Origin of the sequence: Spiroplasma melliferum KC3 (assembly GCF_000236085.2) — a bacterium.
GTDB classification, from domain to species: Bacteria; Bacillota_I; Bacilli_A; order Mycoplasmatales; family Mycoplasmataceae; genus Spiroplasma; species Spiroplasma melliferum.
In genome coordinates this window covers 1-26,104 of record NZ_AGBZ02000004.1, presented here as the reverse complement: position 1 = coordinate 26,104, position 26,104 = coordinate 1, and the positions used below count along the sequence as shown (strand labels likewise).

Below are 26,104 nucleotides of genomic sequence, written 5' to 3'. Positions count from 1 at the left end.
AATTTTACCGTAAAATAATAATTTATTTAAATTTAATTTATCTTTTCTTGCATTTCTTTAATTTTTTGACGGTTAACTAATAAATTATTTAAATTAACAACAAATGTTATTAATAAAGCAATAATGATACTTAACACAAGTAAATATAAAATATAATATTCTAAGTGGCGAAAATCTTGAAAAAAATATGGCACATAATAATTATTTGCTGGAACACTATAATTTCATAATTTTTCATCAACTGGAGTTAATAATAAAACGCCTTGGCGGACAGCAATAAAAATGGTGTAAAAAATTGGATGAAGATAAAACTTATATAATTTTTGTAAACAAAAATCTTTATAATTTATAAATTCTTTTTCTACCAATATGCAAAAATAGATAATAAAAATAACTGGACAAACCCAATGTTGCACTGTTGTACTAATTCAATAAATTGCTATGTTATGCCAACTGCCAGTAAATTTTTCACCAGTAACCGCACCGATAATTGTTCCAAGTGTAAAAAATAAAAATGTTAACAAAGCGGCAAAGACAATATATAAAATAAAAAACCGATTTGTCACAAAGCCACAATTTCTTAATTTTGTAAAATAAATTAATCCTCCTAAGGCAAATAATAAAATTAAACAATCAGTTTGCACACTTCATCAACTAACAAAATATCATAAATAACTTAATCAATTCAATTGATAATAAAATAAACTATAAAAATAAGTTAAAAGTAAAATAATAATTTCTAAACTAAAGAGAATGCTACAAAAGACTAAGTGTTTAATTCGTTCTGTTTGTTTCATCTTGTTCCTTTTGCTGATGATATTTATTATATAAAACATTTTTACTAATTTTATATTTATTTGCAACAAAATCAATTGCTTGTTTAACTCGATAATTTTGTTTTATGATTAACTGGTCAATTTCAGCAACCAAAATTTCATCTGCAATAACAGGGGCAGTAACATTCCCCACACCATCAACAACAAGCACATATTCACCAACAGCAACATTTTCTTCTTGCTGTAAAAATAAAAGCACTTCGCTTAAATGACCACGATATCATTGCTCATGAATTTTTGTAATTTCCTTACCAACGGCAATTTTACGGTCACCAAAAACTGTTTTAATTATTTTTAATGTTTCTAAGATTCGATGGGGTGCTTCATAAAAAATAATGGGGTATGGTAATGATAACAACTGTTCTAATTCATTAATTTTTTTTGTTTTTGCTTTATTTAAAAACCCAAAAAATAAAAAATGGTGCGGATTAAGGCCCGAACTAACAATAGCGTTTAAAGCAGCATTAGCACCACTAATCGGTATTACATCATAAGGATAATGTTCCAAAATATGATTAACGGCATAATAACCCGGATCACTAATAAGTGGATAACCAGCATCACTAATAATCGCAATTGATAAGTTTTGTGCTAAATCATTTAACATTTCTGTTAAACGATGCATTTCATTTTCTTTGTTTAAAGAAATTAACTGTTTTTTACAATTAAAATAATTTAATAGTTTAATCGTGTTACGGGTATCTTCACAATAAATTTTTTGAACATTATTTTTAATAACTTCAATTGCTCGCGGTGTCATTTCTTGCAAATTACCAATTGGAGTTGCAATTAAGTAAATTTTGGGATTATTGCTTTTAAAACTATATTGTTTAATTTTATTTGCCATTATAAAGACTCATCAATTTATCAAAACTAGTTGCTTTTACTAAATATTGCACCATAATTTGATAAACTCTTTCTAATAAATCATTATTAATAATTTCTAACTGAGCAGGAGAAAACTTTCCTAGTACTCAGTTTCGGGTTGGAATCTGGACATCTTTGCCAATTCCTAGACGAATCCTTAAAAAATTTTCACTACCTAATTTTTGAATTAAATCTTTAATCCCATTATGGCCAGCACTTGAACCATTCTTTTTTAACTTAATAACATTAAAAGGAATATCTTTATCATCATAAATAACAATAATATCTTCTCATGTTAATTTATAAAATTGTTTAATTTGATAAACGGCAGTGCCACTTAAATTCATAAATGTCTGTGGTTGGCAAAAAAGAACTTTCTCGTTGTTAATTGTTGTTTCTCATATTAAAGCATTAAAAGCATTTTTTGGCTTTGCTAAATCAAATTTATCTACCAACTTAGCAATTGCTAAAAAACCAATATTATGTCTTGTATAAGTATATTCATTGCCTGGATTCCCCAAACCCACAATTAACTTCATCATTTCGCTCCTTTTTTTACTTTAGCACTCGGTGATAAATTTGTTCAATATTTCGTAAAAAATAATTGTTATCAAATAATTGTTCTAATTTTGGTAAGGGCAAATATTTTGCCACATTATTATCAATTAAAACATTTTTAAAATCAAGTTGCTGCTGTTGTGCTATTAAAGTACATTTTTGAATAAAATCATAAATTTCTTCTCGCGAATAGTTAGTTTCTTTCAAAATATTTGTTAAAACAACTTGGCTAAAATAAATTTGATTAGCTTGTTGTAAATGTTCAATAATTTTATCCGGACTAACAACCAAATTATTAATAACACCTATCATTCGCTTTAATAAATAAACTACTAAATGATATGTATCGGGGATAATAATTCGCTCATTACTACTATGTGAAATATCACGTTCATGTCATAATAAGTTATTTTCAAATGTAACATTCATATTACTACGAATCAAACGAGCTAGACCAGCAATATTTTCCGCACTAATTGGATTTTTTTTATGTGGCATCGATGATGACCCTTTTTGACTTTTACTAAATCCTTCGGCAATTTCCCCCACTTCTGAACGTTGTAAATGACGAAATTCAAGCGCCATTTTTTCTAATAAACTAGCAATTTGACTAAAACTTGTAAATAGTGCAATATGATAATCGCGTGATGTTACTTGTGTTGTAATTGGATCAAGGTTTAACCCTAATTGTTTTGCCACATATTCTTCAACCTGAACTTCAACATGCGCATAATTACCAACTGAACCCGATATTTTTGCAACAGCAATTGCTGAGCCTGCGGCTTCAAATCGCATCATATTGCGTTCTAATTCAGCATACCAAAGTAAAAATTTCAATCCTAATGAGGTTGGTTCTGCGAACATTCCATGGGTACGTCCCATAATTAATTGATTTTTATATGCAAGAGCCTTTTCTTTTAACGCAGCTTTTAATTCAAATAAATATTTTGCAACAATATGATTTGATTCTTTCATCAAATAATTTTGACTAGTATCAACAATATCAGTTGATGTTAAACCATAATGAATTCATTTTTTTTCTGGCCCTAGTGTCTCCGATAACATGCGGGTAAAAGCAACAACATCATGCTTCGTTTCGGCTTCTAATTCTAACATTCGTGGTAAATTTACTGTTAAATTAGTTTTAATTTTTTCAATATCTGTTGGAGGAATTAATCCTATTTGTGCTCATCCTTCACAAACTAATAATTCTACTTTTGCTCAAGTATTATATTTATTTTCATCACTTCAAATTTTTCCAATTTCTGGAACAAAATAGCGTTCAATCATTAAAAAATCTCCTTATTCATTAAAATAGTTTGTTCACGATCAGGACCAACAGAAAATAAACTAATTGGAACACCAACAATTTCTTCTAATTTCATTAAATATTGTTGGGCATTATGTGGTAAACCTTCAAATGTTGTAACATTACTAATGTCTTCATCTCATCCCGGCATTGTTATTAAAATTGGTTTACACATCTCATATTCTTTAATTGTACTTGGAACATAATCAATTTGTTGCCCCTGATATTCATATCCAACACAAATTTTTAATTCCTTAATAGTAGTTAAAACATCTAATAACATAATTGCCATACTAGTATAACCACTAATTCGTAGCGAATGTTTCATTAAAATACCATCAAATCACCCAATTCGTCGTGCTCGCCCAGATACAGTTCCATATTCATGTCCTGCTTCACGAATATACGTTTCAACTTCCCCAAAAATTTCGGATGGAAATGGTCCTGTCCCAACACGGGTATTATATGCTTTAACGATTCCTAAAACATTGTTAATATAACGAGGTGCAATCCCAACACCAACAGGAATTGAAGATGCTGTTGGATTTGATGAAGTAACAAAAGGATAAGTACCGTGATCTAAGTCTAACATTACACCTTGTGCTCCTTCAAATAAAACCTTTTGGTGAGTATGAATTGCATTATCAACTAAAATTGAAGTATCAGTTACTAAAGATTTAATTTGTTGAAATAATGCCAAATATTCTTTTCAAATTAATTTTGGGTCAAATCCTTTACTATTAAAAACTTTTGTTAAAACTTCATTTTTAAATTTTAAATTATTTTCTAATTTTTGTAAAAATCCTTTTTCATCAAACAAATCACCTAGTCTAATGCCAATTCGTTCGGCTTTATCTTGATAACAAGGACCAATTCCTTTTTTTGTTGTTCCAATTGAGTCTTTTTGACGATACTCTTCTTGCAACTCATCAATTTTCATATGATATGGAAAAATTAAATGGGCACGATCACTAATTCGTAAATTTTTACAATCAAAACCATGTTCTTGTAAATAACTAATTTCACTAACTAATTTACGTAAATTAACAACGCAACCATTCCCAATTACATTCATTGATTTTTTATTAAAAACACCAGAAGGAACAATACTTAACTTATATTTTGTTCCTTTAATGACAATTGTATGTCCAGCATTATCACCACCAGCTCAACGAACAATAACATCTGCTTGTTGAGCAAAATAATCGGTAATTTTGCCCTTTCCTTCATCACCTCACTGGCTCCCAACAATTGCTAATGTTCGATAATTTGTACCACTCATAACTTATTTCCAACCTTTCTACGGTTTAATCTTAATATAAATCTGCCTATTTTTTTAAATTTTTCATTTTATTTATTTTTAATTACTGCTTGCACAAAACCATTAAATAATGGATTCGGTTTATTTGGGCGAGAAGTAAATTCGGGATGATATTGAGCAGCAAGGTAAAAAGGATGTTTGGGGATTTCAATGACTTCCACTAAGTTTTTCTCAACATAAAGGCCACTAAATACTAACCCTGCTTGCGCTAATTGTTCACGATAATCATTATTAACTTCATAGCGATGGCGATGACGTTCTAAAACCTCATTTTTGCCATATAATTTATGGGCTAATGTGTTTGGAACAAAAGTTGTTTTATAATTACCTAAGCGTAATGTTCCTCCTAAAGCATCAGTTTTATCTTTTCCACGAATAATGTCAATAATTGCATTTTTTGTTTCTGTTAATTCTGAAGAATTAGCATCTTGAATATGACAAACATTACGGGCAAATTCAATTACAGCTGCTTGCATTCCAAAACAAATTCCAAAAAACGGAATGTTATTTTCACGAGCAAATTGGCATGCTAAAATTTTCCCTTCAAAACCACGTTCACCAAAACCACCAGGAACTAAAATGCCTTTGGCATTTTTTAATAATTGTTGATAATTTTTTTTATTAATATCTTCTGCTTTAATTCAATCAATTTTAATTTTAACCTTATTTTCATATCCAGCAATTCGCAACGATTCACTAACTGATAAATAAGCATCTGGAAGTTCAATATATTTTCCAACTAATTTAATTTCAATTACTTGTTGAGACTGATTAATTTTTTCAACAAACCGTTTTCATTCTGACATATCAGTTTTAGTGATTTTTAAATTTAATAACTTACTAATTACTATTTGAGCATTTTGTTCATACATTTTTAATGGTACTTCATAAATACTAGCAACATCAGTAGCTACTAAAACATTACTTTTTTCAATATTACAAAATAGAGCAATTTTTTCAAGAACGTTATCATCTAGAACTTGTTCAGTACGGGCAACAACAATATCTGGTTGAATCCCCAGTGATAATAGTTCTCGGACTGAATGTTGGGTTGGCTTTGTCTTTGATTCTTTTGATGCTGCAATATATGGAACTAAGGAAACATGCATATAAATAACATTTTCTCGTCCTTGTTCCATTCGAACTTGACGAATTGCTTCAATAAAAGGTAACGATTCAATATCTCCAACTGTCCCCCCAATTTCAGTAATAATAATATCTGCTTTTGAAGTTGATGCAGCATGATAAACTTTCTTTTTAATTTCATTTGTAACATGTGGAACAACTTGAACTGTTCCACCTTCATATTCGCCACGACGTTCTTTTTCAATTACATTTTTATATATTCGTCCTGAAGTAATATTTGATTCTTTAGTTAAATTTTCATCAATAAAACGTTCATAATGTCCTAAATCTAAATCTGTTTCAGCACCATCTGCTGTTACAAAAACTTCACCATGTTGATAAGGACTCATTGTTCCAGGATCAACATTTAAATATGGATCAAATTTTTGCATAAAAACATTTAACCCACTTGCTTTTAATAAAACACCAATTGAAGAAGCTGTAATTCCTTTCCCTAAACCACTAACAACTCCACCAGTTACAAAAATATATTTTGCCATTGTTTTATCATCCTTTCATCCTCAAATTAAAAAGAGTTTAGAAATTAACAGGGTTGTCACTTCTAACACTCTTTAATCTTGGTATTAATTATTTTCTTCCATTTCTTTTTCAAGAGCTTTTCAGTCAATTTCTTCTGTAATACCCAATTTAGCTGCTACTGTTTCGTCGTCATCATCAATAGAATAATCATTTTCAATTAAATCGTCATCAACTTCTATTTCAACAAAATCATCTTCCTCGTTATCATCATCATCTAATGTATCATCAAAATCAAGAGTACCAATTAATGCTTCTTCATTTTCCTCTTCGTCTTCATCTTCATCATCTTCATCTAAATCAATATCTTCAAATTCTTCTGTTGTTTCAAACTGATCAGTATAATCATATTGTTTTTTAATTTCATCATATTTTAAGAATTCACGTAATCCTCACATACCTTCACTTGTCAAAACAAAACGGTTATCTAACACCAAGTCAGTATATAATTCCGCAATAACATCTTCTTTGCTGGCTCCGTGAACTGTCACATCACTTTTTGATGCAATATCATTTCAAATATTTTCAAAAGTATCACTATTTTTTTTCTTTTTTAAATATGAATACACTAATTCTAACAATTCTACATTATCGTTCATTAATTTAAACCTTTCTTATCAATCATTCTCATATTTTTCCCCAATTGAAAACCAAATTGTTGTTGCTGTTTTTTTACTATTATTTTTAAACGCTAAGACTTCTGAAACTTCCATAATGCATTTAATTCCTTTTGGTGTATCAATATAAATTGGTTTAGTATCACTATCATATAATTTAACTGGTTTTAGGTTGTATTCAACCATAAAATAATTATAATGGTTTTTATATTTTTTTATCAAATTATTTTTAATTTCTTCGAAATTTCTTTTTTCTGGGTTTATTTTTTGAAGAAAATTCCGCATCGTTAACATTTTAATTAATGTAACTAAAATCTCATCATTTTCACTTTCTAACATTTTTAAATAGGTAAATAATGTATAATCATCTAACGTACAATATTGGTTCGGACTCATCATTTTTCCTTCCAACACCGGGGTTAATAAAGTAATAATTGCTTTATTTTTAAACTGATACTTGTTGTGATATAAATCATACAATCGTTTAAACATCATTTGGAAAGTTAAGTCAAATCCAATGCTTAACGAATGTAAATAAACTTGCTTATACATATGATAACGACCAATTAAAAATGATTCAATTGCATATTGTACTTTTAACGGAAAAACAATCTTTTTATCTTTAATAAACAAATGCCGAATAATTCACTGCGTATCAACATGGCTATAGCCTACGCCACTCGTTTGCCCATCACGTAATAAATAATCCATTCGGTCAGCATCTAATTGAGATGAAACTAACGATGATAAAACCCCATCAGGATGTTTGCCTTCAATCATCATACATAATTCATTAATTTCGTCTGGACTAAATTCGGCCGCTAAAATTTTATTAATATTTGTTGTTGGATCTTTAATTAATAAAGACGAATAATTTTCATGACTAATATTTTGTTTTGTTACTTGATTAGTCATTTCAAATGTATGGGAAAATGGTCCATGTCCAACATCATGCAGTAATCCTGCTAATTTAACCAATAATTGTTCATGCTTACTATACATTTCTTGAAAACTTGTTGTTTCTAACATTTTACTAACTAAATAATAAACACCAATACAATGTGAAAAACGCGTATGAGAAGCACTTGGAAAAACAAATTGCCCCCCTGCTAATTGGCTAATGCGACGCAAGCGTTGGAATTCTGGAGTGTTAATTAATTTTACGGTAATTTCTTCATTAATTTCAATATCGCCATGAACACTATCTCGGATTGTTAGTGGTAATTTCATTTTTTCGTTATTGCAATTTAGTAATATTACTAATTACTTGTTCTTTCCCTAATAAATAAATAACCTTTGCTAGTTCTGGTCCATGTTCCTGATGAGAAGTGAAAATTCGAATTGGCATAAATAAATTCTTTCCTTTCATAACATATTGCTCCCCCATTTTACTAATTAATTGCTTAATATTTGGTTCATCTCAAACTGGCAATTGACTTAACGCTGTTTTAAAAGATGTTATCATTTCTTCATAACCACTTAATTCTGTTAGCACTGCTTGCGTTGTTGCTGATAATTTTGTTGTTGGTTCAAAAAATGGTTTTGTTAATGCTACAATTTCTGCCCCATATTGGAGTTCTTTTTTATAAATTAATAATAACATATTTACTCATTCGGTTGTTTTTTTTGTTAAATCATAGCCCGCTGCTAAAAAAGGTCGGACAAAAGTTAGATAATCCTCATCACACATTTGTTTAAGATAATAATTATTCATTCAAGTTAATTTTTTAACATCAAACATACTTGGTGATTTACTAAATCGTGTTTCATCAAAAATTTTAATTAACTCATCATGACTAAAAATTTCAACAGTACCCGGGGGGGATCATCCCAATAAACTAATAAAATTAAAAATTGCTGTTGGTAAATATCCTAATGTTCGATATTGACTAATAAATTGCATTAAATGACTATCTCGTTTTGACAACTTTTTATGTTGTTCATTAACAATTAAGGTTAAATGAGCAAAAACGGGGGGGGTCGCATTAAATGCTTCGTAAATCATTAATTGTTTTGGCGTATTCGAAATATGTTCTTCTCCCCGCACAACATGACTAATTTCCATTAACATATCATCAATGACTACCGCAAAGTTATAAGTTGGAATCCCATTTGATTTTAAAATGACTCAATCACCAAGGTCTTTTCCTTCAAAATGAACAGATCCGCGGACTAAATCATTAAAATCATAACTTGCTTCATCGGGAACAAAAAAACGTAAATTATACGGAATTTGTTTCGCTAATTTTTCAGCAATTTGTTCGGAAGTTAATTGTCAACACTTGCGATTATAACGTGGTGAAGAATATCCTTTTGCTAATTGTGCTTCACGATCTTTGTCAAGTTCAGCTGGAGTACAAAAACAATAATATGCTTTTTTTGTTGTTAATAATTTTTGTGCATATTTCTGATAAAGCTCTAATCGTTCTAATTGTCGATATGGCCCATAAGCTCCTGGGCGATCAATTGTTTCATCTGGTTCAATCCCTAATCAACGTAAATTATCTAATTGTGATGCAATTGCTCCTTCCACATTTCGTTCAATATCTGTATCTTCAATTCGTAGAACAAAAACACCATCATAATGTTTTGCAAATAAATAATTAAATAATGCCGTTCTTGTATTACCAATATGTAAAAATCCCGTTGGACTTGGCGCATAACGTAATCTAACTTTTTGCTTCATTTTAATCCCCTATTCTAACCTTTTACCTAATCATTTTCTTTTAATAGTAATAATGTTGTATAACTTTGAATAATATTTGGAAAATTTTGTTCAGTAGTTGTTGCTTTTAAATTAATTTTTTCAGCTGGAATTTGTAATAATTTTTGTAAATTAGTTTTAATTGCTTTTTTATGTTTTTGTAAACGTGGTTCATCAATAATAATTGTTGTATCAATATTACTAATTTGATAATTCTGCTCAGCCATTAATGTTAATGCTTTTTTTAAAATTAACTGTGAATTAAGTTTTTTATTTGTTTCATCAAATCATTCACCTAAATCACCCAATCCTAAGGCTCCAATAATTGCTTCACTAATTGTATGCAACAAAATATCACCATCAGAAACAGCTTCAACTTGGTATTGGCATGGAATAAGAATTCCCCCCAAATAAAAACCTGTTCCCATTTTTAAATTATGTAAATCATAACTATTGCCAACTCGCATTATTATTTCTCCTTAGACATTAAATTTAAAAAAACATATATCACCATCTTGCATAACATAAGTTTTTCCTTCGCTTCGTAAACGTCCATTTTCTTTGACAGCTTTTTCACTACCATATTTAACTAAATCAGCATATGAATAAACTTCTGCCCGAATAAAACCGCGCTCAAAATCAGAATGAATAATTCCTGCACACATTGGCGCTGTAGCTCCTTTTTTAAAAGTTCATGCTCGTACTTCTTGCTTACCAGCAGTAAAAAATGTTTGTAGGCCTAATAAAGCATAAGATTTTTTAATTAATTGGCTTAAACCGGCTTCTTTAATACCATAATCAGTCATTAATAACTTCCGATCATCTGGTTCTAATGCTGATAATTCTTCTTCAATTTTAGCACAAATAACAACTACTTCAATTTCTTTTTGTTGAGCATATTCTTTAACTGTTTTAACATAAAAATTATCTGGTTGATTTAAATCACTTTCTGCAACATTCGCAACATAAATAAAAGGTTTAATTGTTAATAAATTAAAATTCTTTACTACTCTTAGTTCATCATCTGATAATGTTAAATCTTTTAATAATTTATTTTCTTCTAATGCTGTCCCTAACTTTAATAACAATTCATATTCAAAAACATCTTCTTTTTGTTTAAAAGTCTGTGCTTTTTTACCAATTTTATCAATTCGTTTTTTAATTTGTTCTTGGTCAGAAATAATTAATTCTAAATTAATAATTTCAATATCACGAATTGGATCAATTGTTCCTTCAACGTGGGTAATATCTTTATTATCAAAACAACGGATAACCATACAAATTGCATCAGTTTCTCGAATATTTTGCAAAAAAGCATTTCCTAAACCTTCGCCTTTGCTAGCTCCCGCAATTAATCCTGCAATATCATAAAATTCAAAAGTACTATGAATTGCCTTATCGGGAGCACAAAGGGCAATTAAAGTATCCATTCGTTCATCAGGAACGGCCACTGTTCCAACATTTGGATTAATTGTTGCAAATGGATAATTAGCCGCTTCAACTTGTGAATTTGTAATTGCGTTAAATAAAGTGGATTTACCAACGTTTGGTAAGCCAACTATTCCCATTTTTAATGCCATTATGTTCTTCCTTACTATTAATTAATCGTCAATTAAACCTAATAATTCTAAAATACGGTTTAAATCTTTAATTCCAGTATACTTGATAAGAATTTTATCAGTATCAATGACTACTTTGGTTCCTAATCTTCGCATTATTTTATTTTCCAAAAATTCATTAACAGCTCGTTTTGACGAATCCTTCTCTGAATGTTCAATCAATGGTTTCGTTATTTTTGGATTGTATTCTTTTACTAATTCTTCAACCTGACGCGCATTTAAATTTAAATTAATAATCTTATTAAGAATGTTTTTAAATTCATTTTTGTCAACATTTAAACTAATTAATGGTTTAACTTGGCCCATTGTTACTTTATTTTCTAATAACAAGGTTTGCACTTCAGTTGGTAAATTTAATAATCGCATTGTATTTGTGACATGACTACGTGATTTTCCAATTCGTTGTGCTAATTCTTCTTGTGTTAAACCTAATAACTCAATCAATTCTTTATAAGCATTAGCTTCTTCAATTGAATTTAAATCAACTCGTTGAATATTTTCAATTAAAGCAACTTCTTTCATTTGCTGATCATTAAAATCAACTACAATTGCTGGAATCGTTGTTAATCCCGCTAATTTTGCGGCACGACTACGACGTTCTCCGGCAACTAAATAATAACCATTATTAGTTTTTTTCACAATAATAGGTTGAATTAAACCATATTCTTTAATTGACTGTGCTAATTCTGTTAACTCTTCTTCGTTAAAATTTTTGCGGGGTTGATGCGGATTAGGAAAAATTTCCGCTAATGCAATTTCATTTGCTGTTTCTTTTAAAGCATCATTACTCTCAATCCCTTTAATTACTTCGTTGATTCCTTCACCAAAAATTTTATCTAACCCTTTTGAACTTAATCGACTTTTAGTATTACTTGCCATTGTTCGCCAACACCTCTCTCGCTAATTCTTCATACGCAACTGCACCTGCACCACCTTTATCATATTCAAAAATACTTAAACCATGTGATGGTGATTCACTAATTTTAACATTTCTTGGAATATGTGTTCGATAAACTTTTTCATTAAAATATTTTTTAACTTCCGTCATCACTTCAAATGATAATTTTGTTCTTGAATCAAACATTGTTAAAACAATTCCTTCAATTGTTAAACTTTCATTAAACATTTTTTGAACAAAATGAATTGTTGTTAATAACTGTGCTAAACCTTCTAACGCATAATACTCTGCTTGAATTGGAATTAAAACAGAATCAGCACAAGCTAGTGCATTTCGATTAATCAATCCTAAAGAAGGAGGACAATCAATTAAAATAAAATCATATTTATCACGAACCGGTTTAATCCGCTCTAATAAAATGCTTTGGTTATCTTCTGTTCTTTCCATCAAATAAATATCTGCCCCCGCTAATGAAATGGTTGCTGGTGCTAAATCAACATTAGTTATAATGTCTGAAATAATAATATTTTTTAATGGGATTTGTCCAACTAAAACATCATACATACTTTCATGAATTTCTTCTTTATTAGCCCCTGTTCCCGTTGTTGCATTTCCTTGGGGATCAATATCAACTAATAAAATTTTTCGTCCAGTACGTGCCAATCCGGCCGCTAAGTTAATCGAAGTTGTTGTTTTACCAACGCCACCTTTTTGGTTTGTGATTGCAATAATTTTTCCCATAATTGTCCTTTCCGTTCCGTTGCATCTGATAATTTTATACATTATTATTATATAACACTTTATCCAATTGGAAATTTTTTTATTTGATTAAACCGACGTGGGTACGGTTCTGCAGTTGGCCTTGTCTTAATAAAATAACATATGTTCCGTTCACCAAGTTGTAAAATTGTTTCATGTTGAATTTTTTCTAATTTTAAATTCAAAACAGATAAAGTTTTTTGCGCTGCCTGCAATTCAGCATTAACATTTGGTCCTTTATAACAAATAATCATTCCTGATGTTTTAACCATTCGCACTACCAATTCTAATAGCATACCTAAATTAGCAACAGCACGAGAAACAACAATATCAAAAGATTCAGAATGCGCTCAACTATATTCTTCTGCTCGAGCATGAATAATTTCAACATCTTTTAACTGTAACTTCAGCACTAATCGTTGTAAAAATAAACATCGTTTTTCTAACGATTCAATAATTGTTAATTTAATTGTTGGACAAAGAATTTTTAAAACAAGCCCTGGAAAACCAGCCCCACTACCAACATCACTAACTGTCATCTCCTTAGAAAATGAGAATTCTTTTAATAATAATCCTGAATCAAGAAAATGTTTAAGATAAACCTCTTCTTCCTTAATAATTGTGGTTAAATTCATAATTTGGTTTTGTTCAATTAAATATTGATAATATACTTGTAACTGTTTTTCTTGTTCAGGTGTAATTTGTAATGCTGGTAAAGCTGTTTTAATTAATTTAATCATCGATATCCCCCATAACTTTTAATTGCTTTTAACATTATAACAATATATTTGGTAATATATAAATAGTTAAGAAATAATTAAAAGGAGTATAAAATGAATAAAAAAGCTTTAATTGTCGTTGATTATCAAAATGATTTTGTTGACCCTAATGGAGCATTATATGTTCCAGGAGCAGAAAAACTATATGAAAAAATTGTTGCTTTAATTGCTGAATTTCAGCATAATGATGATTTAGTTATTGCAACAAAAGATTTTCATCCTAATAATCATTGCTCATTTGCCAAATGAGGTCCACATTGTATTGCAAATACCTTTGGCAGTGAGTTTTATAAATTAACTACAACGCAATTTGATCATATTATTTTAAAAGGAACACAACAAGATGCTGATAGTTACAGTGGTTTTTTTAGTGATAATCAAACTTCAAATGGATTACATGAATTTCTTCAAGAACACAAGGTTACCAACTTAGTCATTGTTGGTGTTGCTTTAGATGTTTGTGTTTCAGCAACGCTTGTTGATGCTATTAAATTAAACTATCATGGTACTGTTGACTTAACAGCTAGTATTGGTCTTAAACCACAAGTTGTTTTTTAAAAAAACTATTATGAATGAACAACATAATAGTTTTTTTAAAAATCATCATCATCTTCATTATCACCATTATTAGAATCAATATTTTTGACACGCATAATTGTTTCACCATTTGGTAATTGACCAATGCGTCCTTTACTACTTCCTTTTCATTTAACTTGATAGTAAATAATGCCTTGAGCATGTAATAGTTTTAAAATTTCAATTCAATTATATAGTTCACCACGATACATTCATCGTTTCTCACTATGTGCTTCCACTAAATCACGATTATAAAAACTATGCGGATGTGATCACATCCTAATTTGTCGAATTGTATTTTCTCGTTTTGAAACAATTTCTAAATTTTCTGCTCTATTATCACGTGGGTTACCATTAATATGATCAATTGTCATATTTGGTGGAACTGAACCAATAAATAATTCAACAACCAATTTATGTAATGGTCTTGTTTTTGTTTTTCCGTCTTCACGACGACGAATTAAATAATAATTAGTGTTTTTTGGTTTCTTTAATTCCTTAATTTTCTTTGTTACAATATTACGAACACGTCCCATATTGCTAATCTCAAGATAAGGAAATTCTCGGTGGACCTTTCAAATTTCTGCTTTTTTTGCTTTATTCATTTTAACCTCTTATTTTTTCGAAACTGCCTTGTGATCTGTAATATAAAATCGATATGGTTTTAATTTAAAATTTGTTGCATACTCAATGTTGACTCGTGATGTTGTTGTAATGTCAATTGTAGGTGGAACGATATCTTCGGCAAGATATAAAACCGAACTTTCTAGCAGGGCAAGACCATCATCAGCTTTAGTAATTTTTAAATAGCGTGACAACTTCCCAGGACCATTTGCTAACCGTGGTGTTGAAACAAAGTCAGGAACTGTTTCATCAATAATAATTTCACCAGCGCGTAATAAAACTGCACTTGGATAATCAGTTTGATCAGTAACAATATTAAAGCAATAATACATTCCGTAAATTAGAAAAACATGTGCAAAACCGCCTTTTCAAAAAAGTGTTTCATTACGAGAACTACGGTTATTGTTAAACCCATGATTAGCATCATCATCAGGTCCATCATAAGCTTCGGTTTCAATAATTTTACAAACAATTTTTTTCCCATTAATAATTCGAACTAAATATTTTCCTAATAATTCGCGTGCAACAACAACAGCATTTTGCATAAAAAAAGTATCATCAGTTAAACGGTTTACATTTATCATTTTAAAAAAGCATAACAAAAATTAATATTAATTTGCTATGCTAACCTACCCAATTTTTTCACATTGGTCAAATTCAACCTCAGTAGGTGTCAAACGACCAAACATTTCTAAATTTACTATTGCAATCCCTTTTGAAGTGTCAATTTTTGTTACTTGTCCTTCCATCTCAGTAAAAGTTCCTGATAAAATTCGAACATAATCATTAACTTCAAAGTTTGCCACAAATACTTTTTTAACTTTTTTTCCTTGCTGTGTTGCTGTTTTTTTAGCTGCCAATGATTTTGAAAGCATTGTTCTTGCTTCTTGATCTGTTAAAGGAAAAGGTTTTGTTCCTCGCCCTGATGAACCAATAAATCCAGTAACCCCTGTTGTGTTCCGAACAATATATCAAACTTCATCATTCATAATCATATTAATAAAAATATAACCTGGATAAACATTTTTCTCTTTTTCTATTAGTTTTCCTCCTTTTTTGGCTGAAACTGTCTCTTTTACAACTCTAATATCAAAAACAACATCTTTCATATTTAATGATTCTACCCGCTGAATTAAGTCATCACGAACACGATCTTCATGCCCAGAATAACAATTAATTACATATCATTTTCCAGGATACTTCGTAATATCTTCTAAAGTTTCTCTGTCTTCACTTTTATCATTATCAATGATTTCATCTGTTATTGTGTTTTTTCCTAACATTACTTTACTCCTTTTAAACCTATTTATTAATTATATAATGCGAGCAACAGTTAGTAAATGATGTAAAACTAAATCTAATACTAAATAAAACACCGCAAAAGCAATAATAAATAAAATTGTGATTAAAAACTTGCGTCCTAAACTACCCTTACTTGTTCATCGAATTCTTGTAACTTCTTTTGCCATTTTGACAGGAAATTCACGAAAAGCTAATTTTCAATTTGTTTTTTTACTTTTATTTGAATTTTTACGCTTAAAAAGACCTTTTTTAATTGGTTCACCATTTTCATCAACTTCTGGTGTTGTGCTTATTTTTCTTGTTCCAACTTGAATTGGTGCTGTTTTACTTGCTTTTTTCTGAAAAATTAGCGCTGCTTTTTCATTTTTCTTTTGAATTTTTAACGCTTTTTTTTCTTCTTTTGTTAAAACAGTTTTAATTTTCTTTTTTGATTTTTCATTTTTTTCCATTGCAAACACCTACCTTGTTTCTTTATGTTTAGTATGTTTATTACATGTTTTACAAAACTTATTTATTTCTAATCGTTCTTTCTGTGTCATCTTGTTTTTAAATGTTGTATAGTTTCGATTTAAACATTCGGAACATACTAATATAATCTTTTCGCGCATAATATTCACCATAATTAATTATAGTATATTAATAACAATATTCATATACTTAATTAACTATTTTTATAAAAATCTCTTGTTTTTTGCATAATTCGTTGCATTGCATTATCAACTTGGCGATAATTCAACCCTAATAACTGATGAATATTATAAATATTTTCACCAGCAAACCATAATCGAAATACTTCTTTTTCTAAGGGCGACAATCGTTGATAAAATATTTTAATAATTTGTTTTTGTTCATCAAAACAAGCCATTTTATTCGAAAAATTATCATCTTTATTAGTGATATTCTCATTAGTTAATTTAATATAATAATTTAAGACTCTATTTTTTAAATTAAAAAATTGGCGAATTTGTTTATGAATATCTCATGTGTAACGTTGAAAAATAAAATCTTTTAATTTTTTTGACGACTGGGGATTATACATTTTGGCACTTTCTAATACTGAAAAATATTTTAAACTTTCTAAATCAGCTAATTCAATTGGTAACCCAAAATACTTATAAAAAGTTCGTCGCTTAACATTTTCTAGAAAGGGCGCATATAATTTATATAAACTAAATAATGCTGTCTTATTATGACCTTCTTGAAATAAATAAAGTAATTCATATTCATTCATCGTAACAATAGTCAAATCCTTTCTAAATTAAATTCTATTGTTGCAACATTTTAATTTGATAAATTAAAATAGCACTAGCAACCGATACATTTAAAGAATCAAGATGACCTGCTGTTGGAATATAAATATTAAAATCAGCATGCTTTAATAATTTTGCACTAATTCCTGTTCCTTCATTACCGACGATTAGACAAATTGGGGTATCATATTTTAATTCACTTACATTTTGTGCTTTTGTGGTTAAACTTGTTGCATAGATTCAAAACCCTTGTTTTTTTAAATATTCAATTGCATTAGTTAAATTATTTACTCGACAAACTGGAACATAATTAAATGCACCGGCAGATGTTTTGGCAACAGTAGCATTAATATCAACTTGTCGTTTATCTAAAATAATAACCCCATCAACATTAAACAAATCACAAGTTCGCAAAATTGCACCAAAATTATGTGGGTCAGAAATTTGATCAAGAACTAATAAAAATGGATGTTTATTTTGTAATGCTTTTGTTGTTATCGAAGTTAATGAATAATTTTGTGGTTTACAAATTTCTAATACCAAACTTTGATGCTTACTAGTTTGTACAAGCGTTGTCATTTCAACTGCTGAACAAAATACAACCTTAAGTTGACGACTTTTAGCTAGTTTTAAATAATAATCATTATTTTTCCCTTGTGGTAATAAATAAAGTTTATTAATTTTCACTGCTGGATTTAATAATGATTCCACAACAGGATTAATTCCATAAATGTATATATATTCTTGCATATTTTCTTCCTTTTCCTGTTTTATTATCCATAACTAATATTAATAAATTTCTTTATAAGTATTATAATTTAATTTGATATTTTTTAATAGTTTCTTTTAATTTTTTTATTGCTCGAGAATAAATTGCTAAATTTTTCTCTGTTTTACTTTTGAATTTAGTTGTTAAAGTTGGCACGATGCCAATATTTGCTTTCATCGGTTTTAAATCTCGTTGTTTTGGATTTGTAACATAGTTAACTAATGCTCCTAGCATAGTTTCTGAAGGAAATTTAATTAATGGTAAATCCATTACATATTGATAGACATTTAAGGCACATAATAAGCCTGCTGCCGCTGATTCTAAATAACCTTCTACACCAATAATTTGACCAGCAAAAAAAATATTATTATTTTGTTTATATTGTAAAAATTGATTTAAAACTTTTGGAGAATTAATATAATTATTTTTATGTAAAACTCCATATCGAACAATATCTACTTTTGCTAACCCTGGAATAAATTGTTTAATAATTCGTTTTTGTTCTGGTCACGTTAGATTTGTCTGTCAGCCTACTAAATTATATAAACTATCAATTACATTATCTTGTCGTAATTGAACCACCGCAAACGGTTGCTTACCATTTTTGTCTATTAAATGATTACTACTCATTGGCCCATTCAAAAGAATTTTTCGTGATGTTTGTGCCATAATCTCAATTGGTTGACAACCTTTAAAATATTTTTCAAAATCTGCAATAGGTACTCGTTTTGCTTTTACTAATTCGGTAACTAATTGATTAAATTCATCTTCTGTTAATGGACAAATAATATAATCCTTTTGTTCTGAGTGTCGTGCGCCATAATATGCTTTTGAAAAATCAATTCCAGCTTTTGTTATAATTGGAGCTGAACCATCATAATAATACAATGCTTTCTTACCAATTAACTTCTTAAGTTCAAAAGCAAAATTTGCTGTTACTAATGGTCCAACAGCAATAATGGTAATTTGTTTTGGATCTATTTTAATAAATTCATCATAAATAATATTAATATTAGGATGATTTATTAAAGTTGCTGTAACTTTTTGTGAAAATAACTCGCGGTCAACACTAAGCGCATCATCAGCAGGAACTTGGACATCATAAGCTGTTTTTAAAATTAAAGAATCTAATAATTTTAACTCTTCTTTTAAAATACCAATTGCATTTTCTTTCGAAACACTACGAAAAGAATTAGAACAAACTAATTCTGCAAATGTATCTAATTTTTGAACTGGATTTTTAAATAATGTTTTTGCTTCATATAATTTTACTTTTAACCCACGTTTTGCTAACTGGTAAGCAATTTCACAGCCTGCTAACCCAGCGCCAATAACATTAGTTTCTTTTTGTTTCATTATGTTACAAAATATCTTTTTCTACTAAAACCTTACGAAGTTCATCTGCTTTGACAAAATCCTTATTATTTTTTGACTTAATTCATTCTAATAAATATTTACGAATTTCACTACTAATTACTGGTAATTTAAAATTAAAATTCATAATATTAAAAATAATATTATAAAAATCACTAGCAAGTTGTAAATTAAGTTTTTTGTCACGTAATTGAGTATTAATAATTTTAGTCATTTTACTAATAATAGTTAAAACATTCGGGCTATTCAAATTATTTGCTAACTCAGCAAGGACTTCCTTAACATTGTGACCATGTTGTGTTAAATTATAATTTAAATCATATTCAGCTAAATATAAATTTATTGCTTTTAACACTTTAAAAATCTTTTCTGTTTCACCTTGCGCACTAATAATTAAAGTTTCTGTTACATTTAATGGTTGTGTATAATTAGTTGCATATAATAAGTAACGTAATGTATTTGCCCCATATAATTTAATAAAATCACGAACTAAAATAGTATTATTTAAAGATTTACTCATTTTTTTATCAGCAACATTTAAATGCCCATTATGCATTCAAATTTTTGCAATTTCCTTATTATTTTTTGCGAAAAATTGAATTCGTTCATTTTCATGATGAGGAAAAACTAAATCAATTCCTCCGGCATGAATGTCAATTGTTTCTTTATGAAAAAATTTATCAATTAAGACAGCACATTCCGTATGTCATCCTGGACGACCTTGATATAATTTACCTTTTTGATCATAAAAGGGGAAAGAAATCCCTTCTGTTGTTTGCTTTCATAATGCAAAGTCATATTGACTATGTTTGTTAGCATCATGTTCAATTCGAGCATTAGCTTCTAATTCTGAAATTTTTTTATTAGCTAATTGTCCATATTGTGTTTGATATTTTGCAATATCAAAATATACACTACCATTAACTTCATATGCAGCATTAATTTTAACTAATTTTTGAATAAAAGTAACAATATCTTTAACATGGTCTGTTACTCGTACTCGCTTAGTTGGTGTTCTAACATTTAAATTAAAAACATCTTCTTCAAAAGCTTTAATATAAAATTCTGCAATCTCTTGTTCAGTTTTATGTTCTGCTGCTGCTTTAGCAATAATCTTATCATCAATATCCGTATAATTTTGAATATAATTAACCTCAATTTGTTGAAATTGTAAAAAACTAACTAATAAATCAACAGTAATAATTGCGCGAGCATTACCAATATGAATGTAATTATAGACAGTTGGTCCACAACCATAAATATTAATTTTTTTTGTTTGACTATAATCTGTAAAATTACGAGTCAAAGTATTATATAATTTCATACTTCACCCTCTTATCTATTTGCATCCAATTCCATTTTTTTTAAATGAAACAAAAGCATTTGAATATCAGCTGGATTGATTCCTGAAATTCGATTTGCTTGACCAATTGAAATTGGTCGAATCTTTTTAAATTTTTCTCGTGCTTCAAGTGCTAAGTTATCTACTAAGTCATAATTTAAATTAGCCGGAATTAATTTATTTTCCAACTTAATTGTTTTTAAAGCAATTTCTTGTTCTTTTTTTATATATCCTTCAAAGCGAATATTAATTAATAAGTTTTGTTTTAAAAATGATTTTAAATTATTTAACGGTGGTAACTCCTCCTCTAAATATTTTAACTCAATATTTGGTCGTTTTAATAAATTATAACCAGAAATGCGTTCTGTAATCTTGGCAACACCTAAGTTAGCTAACTTTTGAATTAATGGTGATTTTGCCGTGAAATAAGTTTCTTTTAATAATTGCATTACTTCATTATAACTTTGCACATTATTTTGATATTCTGTTCAACTTTTTTGATCAATTAAACCTAATTGATAAGCATAATTTTTTAACCGTTCTTCAGCATTATCATTCCGCAATAATAAGCGATATTCGGCACGGGAAGTTAATAAACGATAAGGTTCTTCCGTTCCTTTTGTAATTAAATCATCAATTAATACTCCAATATAAGCTTGATCACGACGTAAAATGAAAGGTTCTTTTTGATCAATACTTAAAACAGCATTAATTCCAGCCATTAAACCTTGACAAGCAGCTTCTTCATATCCACTTGTTCCATTGATTTGACCTGCTGTATATAAATTTTTAATTTTTTTTGTTTCTAATGTATGTTTTAACTGTGTTGGTACAACCGCATCATATTCAATTGCATAAGCTCATTTTAAAACTTCAACATTTTCGAATCCTGGCAAGGAACGGAGCATCTTTTCTTGTACATCAATTGGCATTGAAGTTGAAAACCCTTGAACATAAATTGTATTTAAACTCTTTGATTCTGGTTCTAAAAATATTTGATGACGTGGTTTATCAGCAAAGCGGACAATTTTATCCTCAAAACTTGGACAATAACGTGGTCCCGTTCCTTTTACATTCCCAGAGTACATTGCTGATGCTGTTAAATTGTTTTGCACAATACTATGTGTTTTTGGTGTTGAATGAATTAATCAACATAATTCTTGCTCTTCTAACGGTGTAAATGTTTTTGTTGAATAAGAAAAGGCTAGTTGCAAATCACTTCCTGGTTCTGGTTGTGCTTTGCTATAATCAATTGAAGTATTAAGAACTCGTGCTGGTGTGCCAGTTTTTAGGCGAAATAATTCAAACCCTAAATGTTTTAACTGCGTTGATAACCCTGCTGTTGTAATATCGCCATCAGGTCCTTCTGCTTTTTTTGTCATTCCTTGTAACACTAAAGATTGCATATATGTTCCTGTTGTTAAAATAACTTTTTTGGCAAAAAATTGTGTTTGATCTTTTAACATTACCCCATAACAATTATTATTATCATCAACCAATAAGGATTGAACTGCTCCTTCATATAAATCTAAATTATCTTGCTTTTCAATTACTTTTTGCATATATTTTGCATATTGAATTTTATCTGATTGAGCACGTAAAGCTCATACAGCAGGCCCTCGCGAAGAATTTAATAATTTCATTTGCAAAGCTGTTGCATCAGCTGCTTTTGCCATTTCACCACCGATGGCGTCAATTTCACGAACAACAATCCCTTTCGCTGGACCACCAATTGAGGGATTACATGGCATTAATGCAATTTTATCTTTATGCAAAGTAACTAATAATGTTTTCTTCTGCATTCTTGCTGCAGCTAAACTTGCTTCAACTCCAGCATGACCAGCACCAATTACAATTACATCATATTTTCTCATTAAACTCCCTCCTTTATTACTTTTATTAATTTAATTCTGTTTCAATTTGTTTTAATTCTTGTTCTACATTAAAACGATTAAATAAGTTTTCTTTTTTCTCTATCGTTTTATTATATATGATTTCTTGCATTAAAATTGTTTTAAATGTTAAATTAGTTAAATTAACATTAAAATAATCGGCAATCTTTTGGGCATTATCAACTAAAACTGGCTGCAATAAAAAGGCGCTAACAATAATAGTATAAGCTAAACTTGCTAAAGTTTCATGTAATTGCTCCATATTTTTATTTTTTTCTAATTCCCAAGGTTTATTTTCTTCAATATATTTATTCGCCTTATTACATAGTTCTAAAATAATGCTTAATCCTTCTGAAATTTGATAAGCATCCATTGCTTGTTGATAATTTTGCACCGCTTGAACACAACTTTCAATTAATACATTATCCAATTGTTGTTGTTGTTTTACTAACTGTCCATTAAAATATTTGCTAATCATATTACTTACTCGTGATACCAAGTTCCCGATATTGTTGACTAAATGAGCATTGTATGATTCTAAAAACATTTCATAAGAAAATTTACCATCATTTTCAGTTGGAATTTCATATCCTAAATAAAACCGTAATGTATCACGGCCATATTTATCAATTAAATATAATGGATCAACAACATTTCCAATTGATTTACTCATTTTAGTATCTTTAAATAAAATTCAACCGGCAACCTAATAAACTTTTATCGCATGTAATCCTAAACTTTCTAACATACTTGGCCAATAAATAGTGTGAAACCGAGCAATTTCTTTTCCTAATAATTGTAAAATTTCAACATCCGGATTATTTCAAAATTTATTAAACAATGCATCATCATTTGACAAATAACCTAATGCTGTTAAATAATTTGATAAAGCATCAATTCAAACATAAATAATGTGTTTATCATTTTCTAATGTTTTAATTCCCCAAGAAAAAGTTGTTCTAGTAACAGATAAATCAGTTAAGCCCGGTAAAATAAAATTATTTAACATTTCATTTTTTCTTGCTTCTGGCTCAATAAAACCGGGATGATTATTATAATAATTAATTAAAAATTGACTATATTTTGAGACTTTGAAGAAATATGTTTCTTCTTTTACTTTTTGTGGCTTATTACCGCAAACTAAACATTGGTTTGTTATCTTATCAATTTGTGCTTCAGTTAAAAATTCTTCACAACTAACACAATACAAACCTTCATACTCTCCTAAGTAAATATCCCCATTATTATATAATTTACTAAAAATCTTTTGGACTCCAACTTCATGTTCTTTATCAGTCGTACGAATAAACTTTGAATATTCAATTCCTAATTTATTTCATAATAATTTAAAATTATCAACAATCATTGTTGTAAATTGATATGGCGTTATTCCCGCAGTTTTTGCTTTCTTTTCAATTTTTTCACCATGTTCATCGCTACCTGTTAAAAAGAAAGTTTCATAGCCCGCCATTTTTTTATAACGATTAAGAATATCAGCTAATGTCGTGGTATATGCATGCCCAATATGTAATTGTGCGCTTGGATAATAAATTGGGGTTGTAACATAAAATAATTTCTTGTTTTGACTCATAATATATCCCTCTCATTGTTATATGTTTAACAATATAAATTATATCGTATTTTTACCAATAAAATAAGGGTTTTTAAAAGGTAATTAATGCCTTTGTAAAAGTAATAAAATAAAATAGTTATTTTCATAACTATTTATTTATAAATAAAACTTATTTTTATGCTGTTACTTCATGTAATTTTCGTGAAGAAATATTGCGTAAACCTTCATTTAACATTTCTGTCATTTGATAAGGAATATAAATAAAATCTATTTGCATTAGTTTATCAGCATATTTTTCTTTCAATATTTGAACAGCATCAGCATATAAATTATCGTGTCATTCTTTAATATCTAATTTTTCTTTAAAATAAGGAATTATGTAAAATGAAGTGCAACAAATCTTATTAATCAAATAATATAATAAAAATCATAAAAAATCAATTATAAATTTTTAAAAATTAAAATATTTATAATTTTTATTTTATTTTAATCACACTTAACCGTACTAAAAAATAATTTATTAAGTTGAAAATTGTAAATGCAAGTAGAAAAAAATCTTATATTTTTATATTAACATATTTTTTAATAAAATTGACAAAATAATGTAAACTGTAATATGAAGTTCAACAAATCTATTAATTTAATAATAACTTATTTGCTTATAATTGATATATTAAAATAACATAAAAAGACATAAACGATGTATAATTATATTAATTAATATTAAATTGGAGGAGCATAATATGATAAATAAAAAATTAGCAGAATATTTAGATATTTCTAAAATACAAGCAACAAAAATTGAGATGTCTATTTTATTTTTACTAGTTGAAGCAAATAAAATTAATCGTACAATTTATAAAACTTATGTTTTAAAATTTATGTCATTTTTAGAATGAAAAATGGCGCAAAAATATGGAGAACATTTTTTTAGAACTGATTTTATAGCTTTAGAAAATGGACCAGTTCCAGGAAGTTTTATGGACTATATTGATAATAATCCAAATTGTAAATTCAATTATTTTATGTGCAAAAATATAAATATAAATAATAATAATTCAAAAACTAAAATTTTTTATTTAAAAGATTTGAATTCTGAAAAATTCATAAATTTAGATTACTTTTCAGATGTTGAAAAACCTTTATTAAAAGAAGCAGTTAATTGAATTTTTTCCTTTAATAAAGTTGGAGAATTAAGTGAAGATACTCACTTAAAAATGAAATCATGAAAACAAGCATGAACTAAAGCTCAACAAGAAGGAAAGAAATCAATAATTTTTGATTTTGCATTAGACATATCAAAAAATGAAGATGATGAAACATATGAAATTATTAAATTGTATAAAGAACTAGGATACAAAAAAAATGGAAATTAATAATAGGTATTTTAACAATTGGAATTATATTAATGATTGTCGGGTTAATTTTAATTGGTTCATTTAAAGATGAATTGGGTATTAATGGTTTTGGTTA

Annotated in this window: 27 protein-coding genes and 1 pseudogene; 2 read left to right on the top strand and 26 right to left on the bottom strand. The window is 28.4% G+C overall.

All coding sequences use genetic code 4. The annotated features are described in order from the left end of the window. Nucleotides 1-32: 32 nt before the first annotated feature. The 14 genes from SPM_RS04415 to rsmG all read right to left on the bottom strand — a co-directional run bounded on the left by SPM_RS04415 (nucleotide 33) and on the right by rsmG (nucleotide 13,890). Nucleotides 33-797, bottom strand: a complete 765-nt coding sequence (locus tag SPM_RS04415; protein WP_004028394.1) for a hypothetical protein — start codon at nucleotides 795-797, stop codon at nucleotides 33-35. After that, a complete protein-coding gene (gene rsmI, locus SPM_RS04410; RefSeq protein WP_004028393.1) occupies nucleotides 775-1,683 on the bottom strand; it encodes a 16S rRNA (cytidine(1402)-2'-O)-methyltransferase in 909 nt (302 codons plus the stop codon). The genes SPM_RS04415 and rsmI overlap by 23 nt, the downstream gene beginning before the upstream one ends. Then, complete coding sequence (pth, locus tag SPM_RS04405; RefSeq protein ID WP_239643296.1) at nucleotides 1,673-2,245, bottom strand: aminoacyl-tRNA hydrolase; 573 nt, start codon at nucleotides 2,243-2,245, stop codon at nucleotides 1,673-1,675. Before pth ends, rsmI begins: the two co-directional genes overlap by 11 nt. Before the next feature lie 13 nt (nucleotides 2,246-2,258). Next, entirely contained in the window at nucleotides 2,259-3,551 is a 1,293-nt protein-coding gene (purB, locus tag SPM_RS04400; RefSeq protein WP_004028389.1) for an adenylosuccinate lyase, read from the bottom strand. After that, nucleotides 3,551-4,852 (bottom strand): adenylosuccinate synthase, encoded by a 1,302-nt coding sequence (locus tag SPM_RS04395; RefSeq protein ID WP_004028388.1) that lies wholly within the window; start codon nucleotides 4,850-4,852, stop codon nucleotides 3,551-3,553. Before SPM_RS04395 ends, purB begins: the two co-directional genes overlap by 1 nt. 68 nt (nucleotides 4,853-4,920) lie before the next feature. Continuing rightward, nucleotides 4,921-6,516, bottom strand: coding sequence for a CTP synthase (locus SPM_RS04390; RefSeq protein ID WP_004028387.1), 1,596 nt, complete (start codon nucleotides 6,514-6,516; stop codon nucleotides 4,921-4,923). A gap of 84 nt (nucleotides 6,517-6,600) precedes the next feature. After that, complete coding sequence (gene rpoE / locus SPM_RS04385; RefSeq protein ID WP_004028386.1) at nucleotides 6,601-7,152, bottom strand: DNA-directed RNA polymerase subunit delta; 552 nt, start codon at nucleotides 7,150-7,152, stop codon at nucleotides 6,601-6,603. A gap of 15 nt (nucleotides 7,153-7,167) precedes the next feature. After that, a complete protein-coding gene (locus tag SPM_RS04380; protein ID WP_004028385.1) occupies nucleotides 7,168-8,400 on the bottom strand; it encodes an HD domain-containing protein in 1,233 nt (410 codons plus the stop codon). 7 nt (nucleotides 8,401-8,407) lie between these two features. Further along, nucleotides 8,408-9,856, bottom strand: a complete 1,449-nt coding sequence (gene gltX, locus SPM_RS04375; RefSeq protein WP_004028384.1) for a glutamate--tRNA ligase — start codon at nucleotides 9,854-9,856, stop codon at nucleotides 8,408-8,410. 26 nt (nucleotides 9,857-9,882) lie between these two features. Then, a complete protein-coding gene (ispF, locus tag SPM_RS04370) occupies nucleotides 9,883-10,341 on the bottom strand; it encodes a 2-C-methyl-D-erythritol 2,4-cyclodiphosphate synthase (RefSeq protein WP_004028383.1) in 459 nt (152 codons plus the stop codon). Nucleotides 10,342-10,353: 12 nt separating this feature from the next. Continuing rightward, nucleotides 10,354-11,454, bottom strand: a complete 1,101-nt coding sequence (gene ychF / locus SPM_RS04365) for a redox-regulated ATPase YchF (RefSeq protein ID WP_004028382.1) — start codon at nucleotides 11,452-11,454, stop codon at nucleotides 10,354-10,356. Nucleotides 11,455-11,475: 21 nt separating this feature from the next. Further along, the gene (locus SPM_RS04360) at nucleotides 11,476-12,372 is read right to left on the bottom strand and encodes a ParB/RepB/Spo0J family partition protein (protein ID WP_004028381.1); all 897 of its coding nucleotides are present in this window, start codon (nucleotides 12,370-12,372) and stop codon (nucleotides 11,476-11,478) included. Beyond that, on the bottom strand, nucleotides 12,362-13,132 hold the full coding sequence (locus SPM_RS04355) for a ParA family protein (RefSeq protein WP_004028380.1): 771 nt from the start codon (nucleotides 13,130-13,132) through the stop codon (nucleotides 12,362-12,364). The genes SPM_RS04360 and SPM_RS04355 overlap by 11 nt, the downstream gene beginning before the upstream one ends. Before the next feature lie 59 nt (nucleotides 13,133-13,191). After that, entirely contained in the window at nucleotides 13,192-13,890 is a 699-nt protein-coding gene (gene rsmG, locus SPM_RS04350; protein ID WP_004028379.1) for a 16S rRNA (guanine(527)-N(7))-methyltransferase RsmG, read from the bottom strand. 93 nt (nucleotides 13,891-13,983) lie between these two features. On the opposite strand from rsmG, the gene SPM_RS04345 reads away from it, so the two are divergent. Beyond that, nucleotides 13,984-14,487, top strand: coding sequence for an isochorismatase family protein (locus tag SPM_RS04345; protein ID WP_004028378.1), 504 nt, complete (start codon nucleotides 13,984-13,986; stop codon nucleotides 14,485-14,487). Between the two features lie 35 nt (nucleotides 14,488-14,522). Here SPM_RS04345 and SPM_RS04340 read toward each other — a convergent pair whose 3' ends face one another. The 12 genes and pseudogenes from SPM_RS04340 to SPM_RS04290 form a co-directional block, all read right to left on the bottom strand. Then, entirely contained in the window at nucleotides 14,523-15,110 is a 588-nt protein-coding gene (locus SPM_RS04340; protein WP_004028377.1) for an HNH endonuclease signature motif containing protein, read from the bottom strand. 9 nt (nucleotides 15,111-15,119) lie between these two features. Further along, entirely contained in the window at nucleotides 15,120-15,713 is a 594-nt protein-coding gene (locus SPM_RS04335; protein WP_004028376.1) for a DNA-3-methyladenine glycosylase, read from the bottom strand. 45 nt (nucleotides 15,714-15,758) lie between these two features. Beyond that, nucleotides 15,759-16,412 (bottom strand): transcription termination/antitermination protein NusG, encoded by a 654-nt coding sequence (nusG, locus tag SPM_RS04330; RefSeq protein WP_004028375.1) that lies wholly within the window; start codon nucleotides 16,410-16,412, stop codon nucleotides 15,759-15,761. A 30-nt stretch (nucleotides 16,413-16,442) separates the two neighbouring features. Further along, nucleotides 16,443-16,880, bottom strand: coding sequence for a preprotein translocase subunit SecE (secE, locus tag SPM_RS04325; protein WP_004028374.1), 438 nt, complete (start codon nucleotides 16,878-16,880; stop codon nucleotides 16,443-16,445). Between the two features lie 9 nt (nucleotides 16,881-16,889). Then, the gene (gene rpmG, locus SPM_RS06445) at nucleotides 16,890-17,039 is read right to left on the bottom strand and encodes a 50S ribosomal protein L33 (RefSeq protein WP_004028373.1); all 150 of its coding nucleotides are present in this window, start codon (nucleotides 17,037-17,039) and stop codon (nucleotides 16,890-16,892) included. 53 nt (nucleotides 17,040-17,092) lie between these two features. After that, nucleotides 17,093-17,677 (bottom strand): RNA polymerase subunit sigma, encoded by a 585-nt coding sequence (locus SPM_RS04320; RefSeq protein WP_239643295.1) that lies wholly within the window; start codon nucleotides 17,675-17,677, stop codon nucleotides 17,093-17,095. Between the two features lie 19 nt (nucleotides 17,678-17,696). Next, nucleotides 17,697-18,431 carry a 23S rRNA (guanosine(2251)-2'-O)-methyltransferase RlmB gene (rlmB, locus tag SPM_RS04315; RefSeq protein WP_004028371.1) on the bottom strand — a complete coding sequence of 245 codons (735 nt, stop codon included), beginning with the start codon at nucleotides 18,429-18,431 and terminating at the stop codon, nucleotides 17,697-17,699. A gap of 61 nt (nucleotides 18,432-18,492) precedes the next feature. Further along, the gene (gene trmFO / locus SPM_RS04310) at nucleotides 18,493-19,806 is read right to left on the bottom strand and encodes a methylenetetrahydrofolate--tRNA-(uracil(54)-C(5))-methyltransferase (FADH(2)-oxidizing) TrmFO (RefSeq protein ID WP_004028370.1); all 1,314 of its coding nucleotides are present in this window, start codon (nucleotides 19,804-19,806) and stop codon (nucleotides 18,493-18,495) included. Between the two features lie 4 nt (nucleotides 19,807-19,810). Continuing rightward, entirely contained in the window at nucleotides 19,811-21,148 is a 1,338-nt protein-coding gene (gene cysS / locus SPM_RS04305; RefSeq protein ID WP_004028369.1) for a cysteine--tRNA ligase, read from the bottom strand. Between the two features lie 11 nt (nucleotides 21,149-21,159). Then, complete coding sequence (mnmG, locus tag SPM_RS04300) at nucleotides 21,160-23,043, bottom strand: tRNA uridine-5-carboxymethylaminomethyl(34) synthesis enzyme MnmG (RefSeq protein ID WP_408640687.1); 1,884 nt, start codon at nucleotides 23,041-23,043, stop codon at nucleotides 21,160-21,162. Nucleotides 23,044-23,065: 22 nt separating this feature from the next. Continuing rightward, a pseudogene (metG, locus tag SPM_RS04295) lies at nucleotides 23,066-24,649 on the bottom strand (methionine--tRNA ligase). A 157-nt stretch (nucleotides 24,650-24,806) separates the two neighbouring features. Further along, a complete protein-coding gene (locus tag SPM_RS04290; RefSeq protein ID WP_004028367.1) occupies nucleotides 24,807-25,043 on the bottom strand; it encodes a hypothetical protein in 237 nt (78 codons plus the stop codon). Nucleotides 25,044-25,374: 331 nt separating this feature from the next. Between SPM_RS04290 and SPM_RS04285 the strand changes: the two genes are divergently transcribed. Then, on the top strand, nucleotides 25,375-26,007 hold the full coding sequence (locus SPM_RS04285; RefSeq protein WP_004027883.1) for a type II toxin-antitoxin system antitoxin SocA domain-containing protein: 633 nt from the start codon (nucleotides 25,375-25,377) through the stop codon (nucleotides 26,005-26,007). Nucleotides 26,008-26,104: the final 97 nt, after the last annotated feature.